Annotated in this window: 10 protein-coding genes and 3 pseudogenes; 3 read left to right on the plus strand and 10 right to left on the minus strand. The window is 67.9% G+C overall.

The window, feature by feature from the left end:
* Positions 1-21 precede the first annotated feature (21 nt).
* The 8 genes and pseudogenes from OG972_RS46315 to OG972_RS46350 all read right to left on the minus strand — a co-directional run bounded on the left by OG972_RS46315 (position 22) and on the right by OG972_RS46350 (position 10,757).
* Positions 22-1,683, minus strand: a complete 1,662-nt coding sequence (locus OG972_RS46315; RefSeq protein WP_266993042.1) for a dolichyl-phosphate-mannose--protein mannosyltransferase — start codon at positions 1,681-1,683, stop codon at positions 22-24.
* Between the two features lie 565 nt (positions 1,684-2,248).
* A complete protein-coding gene (locus OG972_RS46320) occupies positions 2,249-2,755 on the minus strand; it encodes a SigE family RNA polymerase sigma factor (RefSeq protein ID WP_266992788.1) in 507 nt (168 codons plus the stop codon).
* Between the two features lie 390 nt (positions 2,756-3,145).
* Positions 3,146-4,603, minus strand: a complete 1,458-nt coding sequence (gene tnpB, locus OG972_RS46325; RefSeq protein ID WP_266992790.1) for an IS607 family element RNA-guided endonuclease TnpB — start codon at positions 4,601-4,603, stop codon at positions 3,146-3,148.
* Positions 4,600-5,145 (minus strand): IS607 family transposase, encoded by a 546-nt coding sequence (locus OG972_RS46330; protein WP_266992792.1) that lies wholly within the window; start codon positions 5,143-5,145, stop codon positions 4,600-4,602. The genes tnpB and OG972_RS46330 overlap by 4 nt, the downstream gene beginning before the upstream one ends.
* 151 nt (positions 5,146-5,296) lie before the next feature.
* Positions 5,297-5,404 (minus strand): annotated as a pseudogene (locus OG972_RS46335) (HNH endonuclease); the annotation flags it as partial.
* Between the two features lie 256 nt (positions 5,405-5,660).
* Positions 5,661-7,982, minus strand: coding sequence for a SpoIIE family protein phosphatase (locus OG972_RS46340; protein WP_266992794.1), 2,322 nt, complete (start codon positions 7,980-7,982; stop codon positions 5,661-5,663).
* Positions 7,983-8,563: 581 nt separating this feature from the next.
* Positions 8,564-9,994 carry an NAD(P)/FAD-dependent oxidoreductase gene (locus OG972_RS46345; protein ID WP_266992796.1) on the minus strand — a complete coding sequence of 477 codons (1,431 nt, stop codon included), beginning with the start codon at positions 9,992-9,994 and terminating at the stop codon, positions 8,564-8,566.
* A 289-nt stretch (positions 9,995-10,283) separates the two neighbouring features.
* On the minus strand, positions 10,284-10,757 hold the full coding sequence (locus OG972_RS46350; RefSeq protein WP_266992798.1) for a VOC family protein: 474 nt from the start codon (positions 10,755-10,757) through the stop codon (positions 10,284-10,286).
* A 960-nt stretch (positions 10,758-11,717) separates the two neighbouring features.
* Between OG972_RS46350 and OG972_RS46355 the strand changes: the two genes are divergently transcribed.
* Positions 11,718-12,188 carry a MarR family winged helix-turn-helix transcriptional regulator gene (locus OG972_RS46355; protein WP_266992800.1) on the plus strand — a complete coding sequence of 157 codons (471 nt, stop codon included), beginning with the start codon at positions 11,718-11,720 and terminating at the stop codon, positions 12,186-12,188.
* A 209-nt stretch (positions 12,189-12,397) separates the two neighbouring features.
* Here the strand turns inward: OG972_RS46355 and OG972_RS46360 are convergent.
* Positions 12,398-13,869 (minus strand): annotated as a pseudogene (locus OG972_RS46360) (IS3 family transposase).
* Positions 13,870-14,465: 596 nt separating this feature from the next.
* On the opposite strand from OG972_RS46360, the gene OG972_RS46365 reads away from it, so the two are divergent.
* Both OG972_RS46365 and OG972_RS46370 read left to right on the plus strand, forming a co-directional pair.
* Positions 14,466-14,759: a hypothetical protein gene (locus OG972_RS46365; RefSeq protein ID WP_266992802.1), complete on the plus strand. Its 294-nt coding sequence runs from the start codon at positions 14,466-14,468 to the stop codon at positions 14,757-14,759.
* 388 nt (positions 14,760-15,147) lie between these two features.
* Positions 15,148-15,568 (plus strand): annotated as a pseudogene (locus tag OG972_RS46370) (arsenic resistance protein); the annotation flags it as partial.
* A 535-nt stretch (positions 15,569-16,103) separates the two neighbouring features.
* Here the strand turns inward: OG972_RS46370 and OG972_RS46375 are convergent.
* Positions 16,104-18,179, minus strand: coding sequence for a SpoIIE family protein phosphatase (locus OG972_RS46375; protein WP_266992804.1), 2,076 nt, complete (start codon positions 18,177-18,179; stop codon positions 16,104-16,106).
* Positions 18,180-18,373: the final 194 nt, after the last annotated feature.

Genomic DNA, 18,373 nt, shown 5'->3' on the forward strand with positions numbered 1-18,373 from the left:
GCGCGTACCGTGCGGCCGGGCTCAGATCCAGGTGTCGAGCCACATCCTGGCGCGCCAGTCGGCATACGGGATCGTCTGCCCGGTATAGATCGGGAAGAGATAGATGAAGTTCCAGGCGATGAGCAGGACAAGCACGCCTGCGGCCACCACACCTCGTATGCGGCGCTTGTCAGCCGCTCCCGGCGGACCCAGCAGGGCTCCCAGCATCATCGTCACGGCCAGGCTCAGGTACGGCACGAAGACGACCGCGTAGAAGGAGAAGACCGTGCGGTCCTGGTACAGGAACCAGGGCAGATAACCGGCACCCACCGCACACAGGATGGCGCCGGAGCGCCAGTCGCGGCGCAGCGCCCATCGGTAGAGCAGGTACACGAGTGCGCAGCATGCCGACCACCACAGGAGCGGTGTTCCCAGGGCGAGGATCGCCTGTGAGCAGTCGGCCGTCGCGCGGCAGCCGTCTGTCCCGGGTTTTGGCGACTGGTAGTGGAACAGCACAGGGCGGCCGAGGACCAGCCAGCTCCATGGGTTCGACTCGTACGTGTGGGGGGTGTGCAGCCCCACATTGAACCGGTAGACGCCGTACTCGTAGTGCCACAGGCTGCGGAGCGGGGCCGGAATCCACGACCATGTGCCGCCGCGGCCGTCCGCCCAGTGGCGTCCGTAGCCGTTGTCGGACAGGAACCAGCCGGTCCATGTCGCCAGATACGTCAGGGCAGCGACCGGGACGAGGGACAGCACCGACCAGCCGAAGTCCTTGCGCAGCACCGCGCGGTAGGGGCGGCGCGCTCCCGCTACTCGGCGAGAGCCGACGTCCCACAGCAGGGTAAGGATCACGAAGAAGGCGAGGAAGTACAGGCCGTTCCATTTGGTTGAGGCCGCCAGTCCCAGGAAGAGGCCGGCTGCGAGCCGCCAGGGACGCACGCCCGTCCCGGCATGGTCACCGGTGTGTCCGTCCGGGCGTACCCGGCCGTCCTCGTCGACCGGTAAGGCCGCCGCGAGCCGGGCCCGCGCACTGTCCCGGTCGATGAGCAGGCATCCGAACGCCGCCAGTACGAAGAACATGACGACGAGGTCGAGCAGAGCGGTGCGGCTCATCACGTAGTGCAGACCGTCCACCGCCATCAGCACTCCGGCCAGGCAGCCCAGCAGTGTCGAACGGAACAGGCGGCGTCCTATTCGGCACAGCATCAGCACCGACAGTGTGCCGAGGACCGCCGTCATGAAGCGCCAGCCGAACGGGGTGAGGCCGAACATCCACTCGCCGAGGGCGATCACCCACTTGCCCGTCGGCGGGTGCGCGACGAACGACCCGGCGTCGGAGAGCGGGATCACCTGGGGATCGGCCAGGATCTGCGGGTCGGAGATCTTGCGGTCCGGCCAGGTGCTCTCGTAGCCGAGCCGCAGCAAGGACCAGGCGTCCTTGGCGTAGTACGTCTCGTCGAATACGACCGCCCACGGGCTGCCCAGATGCCAAAAGCGCGGCAGCCCGGCAAGGAGCGCCACCAGCAGCGGCCCGCCCCATCCCGACCAGCGCGCCAGCCGGCACGCCGCTACTGGGGACAGCCCGAGCGTGCGCCACAGCCGTGACCCGGGTTCGGGAAACGGCACGACCAGGCGGTCGCGCACGGACGTACGCGGGCGCTCGACGTACCCGAAGCAGCGCAGCCGCCGCTCCCAGGAGATCGGCTGACAATTCGCCGCCTTCCGTGGCTCGTCGACAAACGCGAGCGCGTTCTCATGGATCACGCGGTGAGCTTTCTACTCGTGGAGAGCAGGACAAGCGGGGATCAGCTGCCCGGCGGTCGGTGGTAGTCACGCTGGCCCAGCCAGCCCTCACTGATCGGGACCGCTTGAACCTGGCCAAGGCGCTACCTGGGTGGTTGAGGTCCGTGTCGGAATCGGTACCGGCTCGCGCGTTGAGGGGAGGTACGGCATCGGCACCCCCTGGGCAGTGGAGGCGGGGCGGGCCGTCGACGGCACCGGGACCGACTCGGCAGAGGTGACCGGGCGGGGCCGAGGACCAGTAGGCCCGACCTGAGCGAAAGAGCTCGGCAGGACCATCAGTCCGATTCCAAGTCCGGCAATGGTCAGCACGGATCCGGTGGCCATCCAGGCCGTCCGGGCCCGCTGTCGGGCGCGAACGCCGGCTTGCAGGCGGTACTGGTGCCGGTCCTCGTAGGGCGTGTCCTCCTGGCTGTCACGCATCATTCGTGCCAGCTCCTGCTCGAAGTGATCCATGGCTCCTTCTTCACTCGACCGGCTTGACTGCCTCAGCCAGAAGCTGCCGCAACCGTGCAACGCCGCGTGCCGTGAGTGAACGGACGGTACCCACCGGACATCCCAGCACTTCCGCGACGTGCTGCTCGGGCAGGTCCTGGTAGTAGCGCAGCACCACCGCAGCCCGCTGTCGCGCCGGCAGCAACGCCAGCATGGCCTCCAACCGGGTCCGTTCGTCCACGGCGGCGATCTCATCTCCCACCTCGGGCGGGTCGGGCAGCTGGTCCATGGGGTGCTCGCCCCACCAGCGACGCCGTGCCGAGCGAGCCGCGGCACGGACCAGGACCCTACGCACATATGCCTCGGGCGCCTGCTCGGCCACCTTCGGCCAGGCAAACCACAGCTTGACAAGCGCCTCCTGCAGCAGATCCTCCGCCCGGTGCCGGTCTCCGCCGGTCAGCAGCCGCGCCAGGTGAAGCAACGCCGACCACCGAGCCGCCACGAACCGGTCGAACTCATCGGCCCGCAACTGCCCCATCAGCGTCGACCCCTTACCTCCCTGCCGAACACGTCGGCTTCTACCGCAGCCTCGTGGGGCCGCAGGGCAGTACACGCGTCATCGACCACGTACGCCGCCGCAGGACCGCGGACACGCCCCTACACCTTTAACAAAGACGCTGGCCCCTACCCCGCTATGCACCCTCGCCATGTGGTGTGGATCACACACGCCATCCTGGCAGTGCTCACGACCCGACTTGCCTGCCCACCCTCCCCTTGTGCAGCCGTCGGAGCCCGACTGGCACCGGCTCAAACGCCGGTCTGCCCGGCTACGTCACTCAGCGGCGGACATTAGCTCATCGTGCCGTTGCTTTGATCATCAAGCGATCTCAGCAATCCCGATGTTTCCACCGGAATGGTCCGTAACGGGTCATCGGAGCGCGAGTTGCGCGCCGGTGTCCTGTTGACGGTCTCCCGTTTCCTTCCCGGCCCGGGGGCCGGGGATCGCGCCACCTGCCCGCCCCGTCCCGGCCTTGCGGCGCGGGCGGGTGACGCGGGTCTTCCGGTCGGCTCCACGGGGCTTCGACTTCGCCGTGGCGAGGTCCAGGTCTCCGGCCGCTCCGGTACCTGTGGTGCGGGCCGCGAGGGCGACCAGGTTGTGTCCGGCGTTGGCGTCCCGGTCCAGGACGAGGCCGCAGTTGTCGCACTCGAAGACGCGCATGCTGAGGGGCAGTTTGATTTTCACCGCACCGCAGCGGGAGCAGGTCTTCGAGGAGGGGTACCAGCGGTCGGCGACAACGAGTCGCGTGCCGCGCCGGCGGGTCTTGTAGGTGAGCTGGCGTCGGATCTCGCCGAACGCGGCGTCCGCGACACGGCGGGACAGGCGCCGGTTGCGGCCCATGCCGGCGACGCCCAGGTCTTCGATGACGATCGTGCCGTACTCGCAGGCGAGGCGGGTCGTCATCTGGTGGAGGGTGTCCTCGCGGAGGTTCGCGACCCGGTGATGGATCTTGTTCCGCGCCTGGTTGGCCTTCTCCCAGCGGCGGGAGGCCTGCTGCCCGGTGCGCCGGTCGGGGCCGCGGCGGCGGGAGACAACCCGGCTGGCGCGGCGCAGCTGTTTCTGCGCGCGGTCGAGGTGGCGTGGGTTGGGTTCTGCGCCAAGGACACCGTCGCTGTCGGCGAGGACCGCGAGGGTCTTGATGCCGAGGTCGATACCGACCGCCGCGTCCGGGCGGGCAACCTTGACCAGCTCGTGCTTCTCCTGGACCTGGAGCGACACGAACCAGCGGCCCCGGTCGAGACGTGCGGTCGCGGACAGGATCCGCATGTTCCCGGCGTCGGCGAGGGCCCGCAGGTCAGCTCGGTTCTCGTGCAGGCGGACGGTGCCGATCCTGGGCAGGGTGATATGCCTGCCGTCAGGCTCGATACGGATCGTTCCGGTGGTGAACCGGCAGGTCAGGCGCGCTTTCCGCTTCGACTTGAAGCGCGGGATGCCCATCTTGCGCCCCTTGCGCTTGCCGCTCTTCGACTTCGCGTAGTTGTCGAACGCGGCCGACGCACCTGCCAGGCCGGTGTTGTATGCCTCCTTGGAGTTTTCCTCCCACCAGCCGGCGAAACGTGGGTTGGTGCGCTTGTCCTCGTTGAACGCCTTCCGCAGCGAGGGCAGCGTCCACGACCGCCACTCGGTCAGCTCGTCCTCGGGGATGCCGTATGACTGCTCGGACTTGCGCTGCCACCACACGGCAGTGACGTACGCGACGGCCCAGTTGTACGCGGCCCGCGCGGCGCCTGCGTGCGAGTGCAGGTGGCGGTTGGCCGTGGCATTCGGGTCCAGCGCCAGCTTGTGTGCCTTCACGACGAAGCCCGGTTGCGGCTTGAACTTTTTCACCCGTCCGCCTCTTCGCCGGTGGCGACGGCGATGGCCCGGGCGGCGCGATTCTTCGCGGAGCGGCGGCTGTACAGGCGTGCGCACATCGAGGTCAGGGCCTCGGTGATGTCCCGTGCGAGGTCGTCGGCGGTCTTTGCCGGGTCAAGGACGACCAGGCGTCGCCCCGAGGCCGAGAGGGCTCCTTCGAGGTGCTCGACCACGATCGTGCCGACATCCGGGTCGGCGAGCAGTCGGTGCAGCTTGCGGCGGCGCCCGTTCAAGCCGGAGCCGACCTCCGTCACCACGTCAGCGACCGTGAGACCCTGAGCCGTTGCGCCCTGCATGGTCCGGGCGACCTGACGCTCCAGGTCCGCTTTCCGGTCACCGGACGAGACACGGCAGTACCCCACGACCCGTCCCGCAGCCTGCGGGGCCGGCTCGGTCACGAGCCACGTACCCGACGGCGTCTGGACGACCGGGACCGGCATACGGCCCTCTTTCGCCCAGGTCCACGCGGTCTGGTAATGCACGCCGTTACGCGACGCCCACTCGGAAAGCTTCACAACACCAGGCTATTCACTGAGGATGACGGATATTCACTGAAAAAGGTGGGAACTGTTGTTCACCCTGAGTGCCTCAGCAACTGCCGACAAGCCAGAGGTCCAGCGTGCTGAGGACGCGATGCTCCGCCGTTAATCCGAGTGTGCAGATAACGCGGGTGTGGCAGCCGTCGGACGGGTCGGCACCGGCGTTCCAGTGGCGGAACGCGCTGCGGGTGTAACCGTCGCGGGACTCGGGGCCCAGCGGCAGTGCGGAGACCGCCACCCCGACCTCGGCCGCGTCAAGGACGCGGTGACGCTCCTTCAGCAGCGCATGCCAGTTGAGCCGTTATGGACCGGCACGCTCGCCGACGAGCCCCCGTTCTGAAAAGCCCGCAAGATCACCAGCGCGCCGAAGAACTGGTGATTCACGAAGAGCGCTCACGGACCGTCCCCCCGTTGGGCTCCGTCGTTCCAAGATCGGTTGAGATACGGCTTCTCAATGCAACTCGTCGCGCGGCAGGCCCCGCCTGCCGTGTTCACCGTGGACGTCCGGCACCGTTTCGGCGCTCCGTTGACACCCCTGTTGGTTGCTCTACCCAGACGGTCTTTCCCTGGCTTTGGTAGCGGGTGCCCCACTGGTCCGCGAGGCTTGCGATGATGAACAGTCCTCGGCCTGTCTCGTCGATGGTGCGGGCATGTTTCACCTGCGGAGCGCTGGTCGCGTTGTCGCTGACCTCGCAGGTCAGCATCCGCTCGAAGATCAGGCGTAGTTGCAGGGGCGGAGCGCCGTAGCGAACCGCGTTGCCGACGAGCTCACTGACGATGAGCTCGGTGGTGTACGCCGTCTCCTCGTCCACCCCCCAGACGTCCAGCTGGTGGCGGGCCGCTGCGCGGGCGATCGGTGCGGCCTCAGGGTCCGCGGGCAGCGAGAGGGTCAGTACCCGATCTTTGGGCAGCGCCTTCGTGCGGGCGAGCAGCATGAGTGTCTCGCCGGTCCGGTTGCCGTCTGCGAGTGCGTGCGCGATGTCGTCGCGCAGGTCCGGCAGGGGCCTTGTGCCGGCGCCGTCCAGGAGCGGGCGCAGTGGACCGGACGGCGCCAGGACCTCGTCCGCGAGCGCGGCCGTGCCCATCATCAGAGTGCTTCCTTCGGGGAGGCTGACGGTGGTCGCGGGGAATGGGGCGTTGCCGGGTTCGGCGAGTGGGGGACCTGGGGGGACGGGCAGACCGGCCGAGGTGTCGTCGGGAAGGACCGCGACCGGCTCCGGGAGGCCAGCGCGGGCGATGGTGCAGGTGAGTTCGACCGGGTCGTAGATCGCGATGACGCAGCCGGCGGTGAGCGGCTCACGGCTCAGGGGATCCATGGGAGGAAGCTCTGCGCGCGCGGCCACGAGACGGGCTGCGGTGTCGCTGAGGCGGGCCAGCAGCTCGTCGGGCTGCAGGTCCAGGGCGGCGAGTGTGTGGATGGCCGTCCGTAGGAGGCCCATCGTGATGGCTGCGGCGATGCCTTGCCCTGCCACGTCGCCGACGATCAGCGCGGTCCGTGCGCCGGGCAGCGCGATCGCGTCGTACCACGCGCCGCCGCCCTGCGGAGCGGGAAGGTGCAGTTGGGAAACGTCGATGGTGGTATGTGTGGCCGGTTGTTGGGGGAGAAACCTGCGCTGGACGGTTTGCGCGATAATCCACTCGCGCATGAACTGACGGGCGTTGTCGATGCAGAGCGCAGCATGGGCACACACTGCGGACGCCACCGCGACGTCCTCCTCTTCAAAGGGGTCTTGGTGGCGGTAGAAGCTGACCACGCCCAGAGCGTGGCCGCGCAACGCCAGCGGTGCCACGATCAGGGAGTGCGAACCGGATCGCTTGATGACTTCGGCTCGGGCCGGGTCGGCGGCAAGCCATGAGCTGTCCTCCTCGATCGATACGAGGCGCGGCCGAAGGTCGGACAGGACGTCCGAGAAGGGGGTGCCGGTCGGCAGGGGGTGTACGGCTTCGACCGGGTGATCCGCGATTCGGCCTTCGAAGGCTGTTCGGCGCAGTGGAACGTCCCGGTGGACGGGCACCGGCGGGGGCTCGTTTCCGCGGATGACGTCTTCGATCACTTCGACGTCGGCGATGCCGGCGAAGGCGGGCACCACCGCCTCCACCAACTCCTGGCAGACGATGCCCACGTTCAGCCGGTGCCCCACTCGTGTGCGGACTGTGTCCAGGAGGGCCAGTCGGTTCTGTGCGTTCTCCCGCTCGGTGACGTCGACCGCGGATGCCACCAGTCCGGCCACATCGCCGTTGGAGTCCTCCAGGCGGAAGTAGGAGACGGAGTGGATACGGCGCGTGGGTCGGCCCGGTGCCTTGATGCGCCGGACGAGCCGGTTCACCACCGGTTCTCCGCTCTCCAGGACCCTTTGTGCCACGGCGGCTTCTTCCTCAGGATCTTCGAGTTCACACGCCTCGGTGAAATGCTTGCCCAGAAGGTGCCCCACCGGCGCGTCATGCAGCCCGCCGGTAGCGGTGCTCATGCGGACCACGCGCAGCTGATTGTCGAGGACGTGCAGTACGACCGGGGAATGGGTGAACATGGCCCTCAAGATCACCACGTCCTGCCCCGACATGGCGTCCCCCGCCGAGAGCACCTGCCACATCACGGAAGTACCTCGCAGCACCGGCTTGACCAGCACCGCGGCCGTCTCCGAGAACCTTTCCCGCTGCCGTTCGCCGTCAGCGGCGGCCTCACTCATGAGCGTGGTCACGGACCGGCCGACGGCCTCCTCGGCGGACCACCCGAACAGCTCCTCAGCCGGACGTCCCCACTCGACCACCCGGCCACTGTCATCGATGAGTACGAGCACGTCTCCGCTGGGCATTCGAAAACACCTCCGCCGCCATCCCTGCCCACCCAGTGTCGACGACAGGCTCACTCAACCGGCAGCTACACCGATTGGCTCAGCCCCCTTCCCACCAGAGCTGTCCAGAGCCCTTCGTCGCTGCTGGTCCCCGTCATCGTGCGGTCGTGGCGGGGACAGCAGCCGTGCTGGCTTGGGGGAGAAGAGGCACAGTGCCTCTGCCAGGCTCGGTGCGAGCGCGGCCGATTGTGGCGCACGCGCGCTCAGAGCCTGTCGGGTGACCTGTGATCGGGCGGCCACGCCCTGGCACGCACGCTTCCCGCGTTGCCGGAATGTCCTCGTAGCTTCTTCCCCAAGCTCTCAGCTTCGTTCGAGCAGGGGAGACCCCATCCGAGGACATCCCGCCGCCTTGGAATCGCACGCACCAGACCGCGTCCGCTATCCGATCGAAGGTCACCCGACAGGCTCTCAGGCGCGGAGGGGCGATATCTGCCGGAGGGCTTTCCGGCTGGGCTCGCCGGGGTCGGGAAACAACGGCCGTGCGGCGAACCGCCGGAAAGCTGCGCCACCGGTCAGGCCCGGGCGTCCCGCAGTGGCTGCCTTCAGCCTCGGTGGGTCTCCAGCAGCCTCAGCCAGACCTCGCTGATCGTGGGGAAGGCGGGTACGGCGTGCCAGAGTCTGTCGATCGGAACCTCGCCCGCGACGGCGATGGTGGCCGAGTGCAGCAGTTCTCCTACGCCGGGCCCGGCGAAGGTGACCCCGGCCACGGTGTCACGGTCCAGATCGATGAGCATACGGGCCTGGCCGCGGTACCCCTCGGCGTACTGGTGGGCGCCCGCAACGCGTGCGAGGTCGTAGTCCACCACCTTGATCCGACGCCCGCTTTGCTCCGCCCCGCGGGTGGTCAGGCCAACGGCGGCGACTTCCAGGTGAGTAAAGACCACTTGCGGTACGGCGGCGCTGTCGGCGGTGGCCGCGTGCGCACCCCACCGGGTGTCGTCGACCGGCTCGCCCTTGGCGCGGGCGCCGATGACCGCGCCCGCGATCCGGGCCTGGTACTTGCCCTGGTGGGTCATCAGGGCGCGGTGGTTGACGTCGCCGACGGCGTAGAACCAGCCGTCGGCGACGTCGGTCACTCGGAAGGTGTCGTCCACCTTCAGCCAGTCGCCCGGGGTGAGACCTATCGTCTCCAGCCCCAGGTCCCAGGTTCGCGGAGCGCGGCCGGTGGCCAACAGGATCTCGTCCGCCGCCAGATGCCCGCCGTCGGCCAGGGTGATCTGGACCTCGCCGCCCTCGCGCGCCAGGGAGGTTACGGAGGTCCCGAACCGGATGTCGACGCCGGCTTCCCGCAGGCCGTCGGTCACCAGCTCTCCGGCGAACGGCTCCATCCGCTGCAGCAACGCGTCCTCGAGAACCAGCATGGTCACCTGAGAGCCGAGCGCCTGCCAGGCGGTGGCCATCTCGACGGCCACCACACCGCCGCCGACCACGGCCAGACGTCCGGGGACCTTGTCGGCACTGGTCGCCTCACGGCTGGTCCAAGGGCGAACGGTGTCCAGGCCGGGGATGCTGGGCAGAGCCGCGCTGGTTCCGGTGGAGACGGCCACGGCGTGCCGAGCCGTGAGGGCGACGGTCCCACCGCCGGGAGTCTGCACACTCACCTTGCGGGGGCCGGTGAGGCGGCCGTGGCCTCGGATCAGATCGACGGAGACCGAGTCCAGCCAGTCGACCTGGTCCTCGTCCTTCCAGTACGAGGACATCTTGTCGCGGTGCGCGAGGACCGCCTCGACGTCCAACGGCCCGGCGACCGCCTGACCCAGCCCGGGCACTCGGCGCGCGTCGGCGCGCGCCACCACCGGGCGCAGCAGCGCCTTGCTGGGGTCGCAGGCCCAGAACGAGCACTCCCCGCCGAGCAGTTCACGCTCCACGATCACGGTGCTGAGACCGGCGGCGCGGGCGCGTTCGGCCACGTTCTCACCGACCGGGCCTGCGCCGATGACGATCACATCGTAGGTGCGGGTGGTCTCGTTCATTGCTGCTCCGTTCATCACTGCTTCTGCAACTCGGTCGGATATTTCGGTGGCCCGACACCTGGCCGCACGATGTTCCCCCGCTTTCACCGGGGAGATCCGCAGGGCGGTGCTCGGGTGATGCGGTTGCGTGGTATCCGGACCGCTGGTGCCGGGGCGCGCCTTTGCGCCTGGCGGGTCGGTGCCGGGGTCCGGGTGTTCTGCTTTGCGGGTGCTGTGGCCAGGGGCTGAAGGGGGTGGCCGCGGTCCGGGTTGGTCATGACCGTTGCACCGTTGGGTGGTTGGTGTGGTGTCAGCGGCCGGGGGCGCGCTGCGTCACTTCCTGGAGCACCCATCCGTTGCCGTCGGGGTCGCTGAAGGTGAGGTAGGAGCCGTAGGAGGCGCGGTCGGGGTGGGGGCCGGCCAGTCGTTCCTGGCCTGTGCCGTGGTGGACGGCGCTTCCGGATTCGTGGCCGTGGTGGAGGAGTCCTCCGGCGTCGTGGAACACCTCGCTCACGTCGATGCCGCGGCTGGTGAGCTCGGCGTGGGCTTCTTCGATGTCGGTGACGATGAGGTACAGGCTCTGGGTCGTGCCGGGGGCGGTGGAGGTCATTCCCTCGCCGAAGATGATCGAGCACTCGGAGCCGGGCGGGGTGAAGTGGACCACCCGGAAGTCGTCACTGGCTGTGTAGTCGACGTCCAGGCGGAATCCCACCGCCTCGTAGAAGGCCTTGGTCCGGTCGATGTCGGAGACGGGCAGCACGATCATTTCGAGTTTCAGATCCATGGAGATGTCCTTGCTTCTTGGCATCGGTGAATTTCACGCATCTGCGCGTCACCGGTTCAACAGGTGGTGGGATGGATGGTGGGGTGGCTCATCCCGCGGTTCAACCTGCCAAGAAACCTATCTGGCACTTAACTCGTGCACAAGTAAAACTAGGGCACTGAAAGTGTGGCAAAGGAAACAAGCGACGGGCTGGGCCCGGGCCTCCGGGGCCGGGTGGCGGCCCCTGGACGTGGTCGATCCCGGGGCTTGGGCGGGGCTCTTGCTGCGCGGGCTGGTGCGCCACGGGCGGTCGCTGCACGGAACCGGTGCGTGCGGGGGCCTTCGGGGGAAGCTTCTGCGAGGCGGTCATCCTTGTGGCTCGAGCCCGGCGACGCTGACGCAGCGTCAGGAGCTTCACGGGCGGCCGGAATGTGCCGCGGAGCAGCGCACGCGTGACGCTGCGGACGACCCGGGCCCGGCTCGCGGTAGCGCTCCAGGGAGCCGCTTCTCGCGCGGCCCACGGTTTTGTCCGCATTGCTGATCAGCATGTCGAGCCCGCCTGCTGTGGCGACGGCGTCTTCGGCCGAGCCGGCCGGATACTGCGGGCGCCAAGGGCTGCGCACTGTCACTCTCGATGATCGCGGGCTGCTCCTTGGGGCCGACCGCGGGGCCGATGGGTGGTGGGGCCCCGGGCGATGGGCACCCTGAGGGTCGCCGCGGAGCGGCGGATGGGCACGACTTTCCTCTGCGTGCAAGCCCCGGTTGGATCGCTCTGGCGATCGGGCATGTGGGTGCGGACGTGATGTGCCGGCGGCGTCGTCGCGCGGATGGCAGTCGGGTGTATGCGATGACGGTGCGGTGTGTCCGGGGTGTCGCCGCCGGGCGGTCCAGTCTATTAAGTGTGCACAATATAATGTTGAGCATGTAAGTTTTGGGGCATGCTAACTATGCGTGAAAGGTTTGCGCGGAGGAGGAGTCGTGATGAGCAAGATCGAGACGGGTGCCGGGCAGGATGACGCCGCTGCGCCCAGCCTGCTCCTCGGGGACCAGATGTGCTTCGCCCTGTACGCAGCGCAGCGCGCGGTGACCAGTCGCTACCGCCCGCTGCTGGACGAGCTCAATCTGACCTATCCCCAGTACCTGGTGATGCTGGTGCTGTGGGAGCACGGCGCCCTTCCCATCAAGACCCTGGGCACGCTTTTGCAGCTCGACTACGGCACCTTGACCCCGCTGCTCAAGCGCCTGCAGGCTCACGGGTTCATCCGGCGCGAGCGCCAGGCGAGCGACGAGCGCTCGGTGCAGATCACCCTCACCGAGCAGGGGACTGAGCTCCGCGAGCGCGCTCGCGCCGTCCCCGTCGCAATGGGGGAGGCTGTCGGCTTGAGCCCTCGGGAGATCGCGGACGCCAAGTCCTTCCTCGAGCGTCTGACAGCCAACCTCTCCGCAACCTGACCCGGCTGCTGCCCCGTCGCTGATCCGCCGGGAACGGTTTCCCGGACAGATCGCCGCCCCGTGCATCCGCCGCATCCGCCACCTGCGCTTCGCGCTCCGGCATCAGCCAGGATCGTGAGGTTCGGCGTAGCTGCCACTGGGCACGTTTGCTCAGCTCAAGGGCTGTTTCCAACGGAACCTGTCAAAGCGATCAAGGCAGGTAGATCGTTCTAACGCTGTGCTGGGATCAGTGGGCCGTCTGGTGCCGGCTGGTTGATCCAGGCCGCTGCGGGGACCTTCGGGGGCTCTGGTGGCTTGCGGACGAAGCGTTCAGGGTGCTTCGCGTAGACCGCCTGGAGGACGTCGGCACGCATCTCGCGGAGCTGCTCGGCGAGACCGAAGTGCACGTCGTAGGGCGTGTGCAGGCCGATCCCGGAGTGCCGATGCTCCTCGTTGTACCAGGTGAAGAACTGGGTGCACCACGCCCGGGCGTCCTCGAGAGATCCGAAACGCTCGGGAAAGTCGTGCCGGTATTTCAGGGTCTTGTACTGGCTCTCGCTGTACGGGTTGTCGTTCGACGTCTTCGGCCGCGAATGCGACTTGGTGACGCCGAGACCGGCCATCATCTGGGCGACGTTCTGCGCGACCATCGGGGACCCGCGGTCCGAGTGGATCGTCAACTGCCCGGGTTCGATGCCGTACTTGGCGATCGTCTCGGACAGGAACCGCTCGGCGAGGTCCTTGTTCTCGTGGGCGGCGATCATCCAGCCGACCGTGTAGCGGCTGAAGATGTCGATGATCGTGTAGAGGCAGTAGTAGACGCCCTTGACCGGCCCCTTCAGCTTCGTGATGTCCCAGCTCCAGACCCGGTTCGGGCCCTCGGCGACCAGCTCGGGAACGGTCCGGGGTGGGTGGACGGCCTGACGGCGGCGTTCACGGACCTCGCCATGTCGTCGCAGGAGCCGGTACATCGTCGACTCCGAGCACAGGTAGACACCCCGGTCCAGGAGGACCGCGTAGATCTCGGCGGGCGCCATGTCAGCGAACTCCGGGGAATGGAGCACATCGAGGACCCGTATCTCCTCCTCGGGTGCGAGAGCGCGGGGGTGTCGGCGCCGTTCCCGCCGCGGCTTGGCCGGGGCGGGGCTTCGGCGGTGTTGGCGGTAGTAGGTGGCACGGCTCACGCCGAGCGCGGCGCATGCCTGGACGCGTCCGACCAGCCCGGTGAGCTCTTCAAGGGCCTGGTTGCGGGCGGTGTTGAACGCCACGGCCGCGAACTGGGCCCCGGTCACTGGTTCTTCTCGCCGTTCCTGTTCGGGGCGCTGTCCGTGGCGAACTGGTCGAGCAGCGCGGAGAGTTTTCCCTGGACCTCGATGACGGTGCGGGCCTTCGCGAGGTCGGCTTCCAGGCGGGCCTTCTCCGCCTTCAGCTTCGCGATCTCCTTGTCCCTCGGGTCCGCCTTCGGCCGTCCGGCCGACGCGGCGAGCCCGTCCAGGGCGCCCTTGTCCCGCTGCTGCCGCCACGTCGTGATCAACGACGAGTACAGACCCTCCCGCCGCAGCAGAGCGCCCTTGCCCTTCTTGTCCAACGTCTCGTACTCCGCGAGGATCCTCGCCTTGTACTCCGCGGTATACCGGCGCGGACCGGTCGAACGGGCTTCTACCTGCGGATCAGGGGTCCCGTGGTCATTCGTGCTGGCCACCCGGGCACTACTCCTTCTCCGCCCTCGACTCAATGAATCATCCAGTATGCCTGACTCGATCTACTTTGACAGAGAGGGCAAGGTGCCCATGGTGGGGCTGCCCCGAACCCCGCGGTGAGAGCAAGCCGCATCGCTCAGTCTCGGCTTTCCCATGCCTCATGCGCCCCGCCCGGCCTGTGCTCTGGCGCGGTGGGTACTGCCTGCTCGTCGTCGGCCGACGCCGGCGTGTGATGAGGCCATTGACCTCCAGGCGGCGGCGTGAGGTCGTCAAACCGACCGCCTCAAGCGGTGGCCGGTACGTGCCGGTCACTGCGCAGGAGGCGGCGCAGAGGGTGAAGCGCAGCTGGTCGTTCACGGGCGAGGCCAGCTTCGATATCCCTTTTCTATCGATTTAGTGGGGCAGGTAACAGGAAGTGCTTCCGCTCTCGTCGCAGTGCTGGTCAGGCGCGTCGCGTCCATGATCCATCACCCATTCCACGAGTGAATCGCCCACTTGTAACTTGTACACGAGGTAATTTCGCTCTAGGGTTTTGATGTGGCGCCGGACAGTACGCATCCCGGAGCCGTCAATGATGTATCCGACAGGGAGATCACCGATGAACCGCAAGCTCAAGAGCCACTCTTTCCGGACATACGCCGCCCTCGGGACCGCCGCCGGTGCGGCAGCGCTGGCCCTGATGGTCACCACGCCCGCCAGCGCCACCGAGGCGACTGAGATCGAGTCTCACCGCCCGGGCGCCAAGCCGCCGGTGGTGCTGGTGCACGGCTCCTTCGCGGACTCCTCCAGCTGGAACGGCGTCGTCAAGGATCTGAAGCGCTCCGGCATTGCGGTCATCGCGCCCGCCGACCCGCTGTGGGGCTGCACAGCAACGCCGACCCTGAGTGCGTAAATACCGCACGACCGAACCGAAGCCCGTGAGCAAGCGACTGGCCGTCGAGCTGAGGCCGTATCCCGACTGCGCGGGGCTGGATCCGGCAGGCCGAGGCTGATGCGGGCGAGCGGGATGACCGGCTGACCACCGACGAGCTGGAAGAGCTGGCCCAGCTGCGTCGGGAGATGAGCCAGCTGCGCCGGGTGAACGAGGTCCAGCGCACCGCCTCGGCTTTTTCGCCACGCGGCTAGACCCGACCCGGCCCAGGTGACCGCGCTCCTTCGGACCTGGATCGGCAACCAACGCTCACGCGCCATGACACTCATGCCAGAGCGGATCGAGCAGCTCTCCGCCATCAACATGCGCTGGGCATCCACAATCGCTGCACGGTGATGCGCCGATGAGCTGGGACGGCGTGCCACTGCTGGCTGGGTTCCTCCCCCGACGCATTGGCGAGCACAAGATGGACCGCACCAGGTACGAGGAGAAGTTCCTTCCCGGAATCGGGCCCGGGGCCCTGTACGGGCTGCTGTTCACGATCGTCATTTTCTTTGCACCGCAGTGCAAGATCATCACCTGCGGGATGTTGCACGGATCGCGCTGCCCCTGCGCGTGCATTTCGCCCTCATGTGGGCTGGAACCTTCGCTCTGGGCAAGGCCATCGCACTCGCCTACGACCGCACCGCGACTCCGGCCTTCACCACGGCCGGCAACAACTTCGAACTCGCCGCAGCCATCGCCACCTTCGGCGTCACCTCCGGCCAAGCCCTCTCCGGCCTCGTAGGCCCCTCATCGAAGTTCCCGTCCTCACCGGCCTCGTCTACGTCCCCCCGCCTCGCCGCCGCCCTGCTCACAGGTGGCTTGTTCCACCAGCTCACCACCGTTCGCACCGAGGACTTCGACGAGGACGCCGCAACCGTTGCTTTCCACGACCCCACCCGCTCCGCCGACGGCTGCGCCACCCACCCCATACCGGCATGGGCACACCTCTTCCTCCGTGCCGCAGCATGCTTCGCCACCCTCACCGACGTCAGGCGCTGGTAGGCGGCGCGACGTACCGCGAAGTGGGGGGAAGGTTCTTCCTGCAGTCCTGCGCGGCCAAGACGGCATACGACCGTCATCCGTGAGACCGCCGCCGTGCCAGAAGTATGTTCTTCTCGCGGTTCTACGACGGATTGCGATACCGGTACGGCCGTGCAGCTTGCACGGCGGGGGCAGGAGACCGGCGGAACAGTAAGGGAGGGAAGGGAAGTTGATCCGGGAGGCGACGGCGCCGACCCGAGCAACGGTTCGGTACACGCCGTCAAGTGAGCGCTGGAGCACACCAGGAGCTGTCCCCGGCCGGCCGACGTCCGCAGTGAGTCAGGGCCGCGGTCTGGGTCGGGCGATGAGTACGGACACGTCGTCGTGGTCGTCCGGATCACGCAGTGTTTCCAGGAGCCGGTCGCAGGTTTCTTCCAGGGAAAGGTCGTGGCCGTCGAGTACGCGGAGGAGGAGGTCGAGGCGTTCGTCGATGGCGTCGCGGCGTGTTTCGACCAAGCCGTCGGTGTAGAGGACCAGTTGATCGCCGGGGCGCAAGGGCACGGTGGTCGTTTCGAAGGGGACGCCGCCGACCCCGAGGGGTGCACCAGATGGTAGGTCGAGCAGTTCGGGGGGCCCGCCTGCAGGTGTCAGTGCGGGGGGCAGGTGTCCGGCTACGGCGATTTGGCACCGGTCGCTGTGCGGGTCGTATTCGGCGTAGATGCAGGTGGCGATGTAGGGGTCCATACCGGCGGTGATCTTGTCGAGGCGTTGCAGTACCTGGGCGGGCGGGAGGTCGAGGTCAGCCAGGGTCGCGGTGGCGGTGCGCAGGCGGCCCATCGTGGCGGCCGCATCGATGCCGCTGCCCATCACGTCGCCCACCACGAGCGCGGTCTTGTCCTCCGCGAGGGGGATGACGTCGAACCAGTCGCCGCCGACCTCGGTAGAGGTGCCGGCGGGTTGGTAGCGGGTGGCGACCTCCAGATTCTCGGGTGGCGTCGGCTGGGGCAGCAGGCTGCGCTGGAGTGTCACCGCAGTGTTGCGGACGCTTTGGTGCAGGCGCGCGTTGTCGAGGGACACTGCGGTTCGGCTGGCGAGCTCATCGGCCAGGGTGACGTCGTCCGCGTTGAAAGGCAGTTGATTGCGGCCGCGCATCAGTCCCAGGACGCCCAGTGCCCGGCCCTGGGCGGCCAGCGGTATCGCGAGATATGAGTGGATGCCGACACTGGCCAGGACAGCGGCGGCTCCGGCGTCACGGGCGATGCGTGCCAGATCCCACTCGTCCACGCGAGTCACCATGATCGGCTGACCGGTCCGTACGCATTGGGTGGGCAGTCGGTCGGCGTCGTAGCTGACCGGTTGGTCGGCCGTGCCGGCGGCGCCGGTCGCCTCGGCGAGGTAGGCGGCCTTCACGGCGAGGGTGCGAAAGAGCACCGGGCCGCTGTCGGGTGCCGGGGGGCGGCGATCGTCCAGGGCGGAGTCGAGTACGTCTACGACCGCGAGGTCGGCGAGCTCGGGCACTGCGACGTCAGCCAGCTCGCGGGCGGTCTGTTTCATGTCCAAGGTGGTACCGATACGGGCGGAGCCCTCGGCGATCTGGGCCAGGCGCTGCCGGGCCTGGGCCGCCGCTGTGATCGCGCCGTGCCGATCGGTGACATCCACCACCGACGTGGCGACACCAAGAACCTGACCGTTGGGGTCCTCCAACCGGTAGACGGAGACAGACCAGGCATGATCGTTGTCAGGGTCGGCCGGGGTGCGGCCAATGGTGTACTTGTCGACCAGAGGGCGTCCGGTCTCGAGCACTTCTCTGACTGCCGCCTCGGACGCGTCGACACTGTCGGAGGGCAGGACCTCGCGGAAGCCCCGGCCGAGGTGGTCCTTGGCAGACAGGCCATGCATCCGTTCCATCGCCGGATTGACGGCCACATAACGCAGATCGGTGTCCAGAACCTCCAGCCCGACCGGCGACTGGGCGATCAGCTGCGTGGACAACGCCAAGTCCTGCTCCACCTTGCGCAGCGTCGACGCATCGGTGGCGATACCCAGAGCGTAGAAGTCGCCCTGTTTGTCCGGCAGACGGCTGTAGCGGAATTCCACCAGCCGCGTACTGCCGTCCTTGTTCCGGACGGGAATGAGCCCGGCCCAGCTCTGGCCGGTCTCCATCATCTGCTCGCACTTACCGGCCACCAGGTCCATGTACGGGTCGTGGACCAACAGTTGAGCCGCGTGCCGGCCCAGCACTTCCTGCGCGGAGTAGCCGAACAGTTCCTCGGCCTGCGGGCCCCACAACACGAACCGTCCGGCCGTATCCAGCGCCACCACCGCCACACCGAGCGTATCCAGCACTCCGCTCGGCAGCTCCAGCCGGAGGTCGGACGAGCCGCTGTCGGCACTGAGAGGTCCCGCTTCACTCATCCCAGGTGCTCCTTCCACCTGCCAGGGCGACGCGCGCCCAGCGCAGGCCCTGGAGCTGCAGTGCTGGGATGTTTTTCGTGCCTTTCTGGTGCTTCCATCCCTCTTCTTCGGAGGGAATCCCCGCCTTCAGGCGGGGAGGGAATCCGATCCTGAACCCTGCGGCGCGGAGCGCCGCAGTTTCGCTTCGGAATGCC

Origin of the sequence: Streptomyces sp. NBC_01669 (genome assembly GCF_026339735.1) — a bacterium.
Taxonomy (GTDB): Bacteria; Actinomycetota; Actinomycetes; order Streptomycetales; family Streptomycetaceae; genus Streptomyces; species Streptomyces yanii.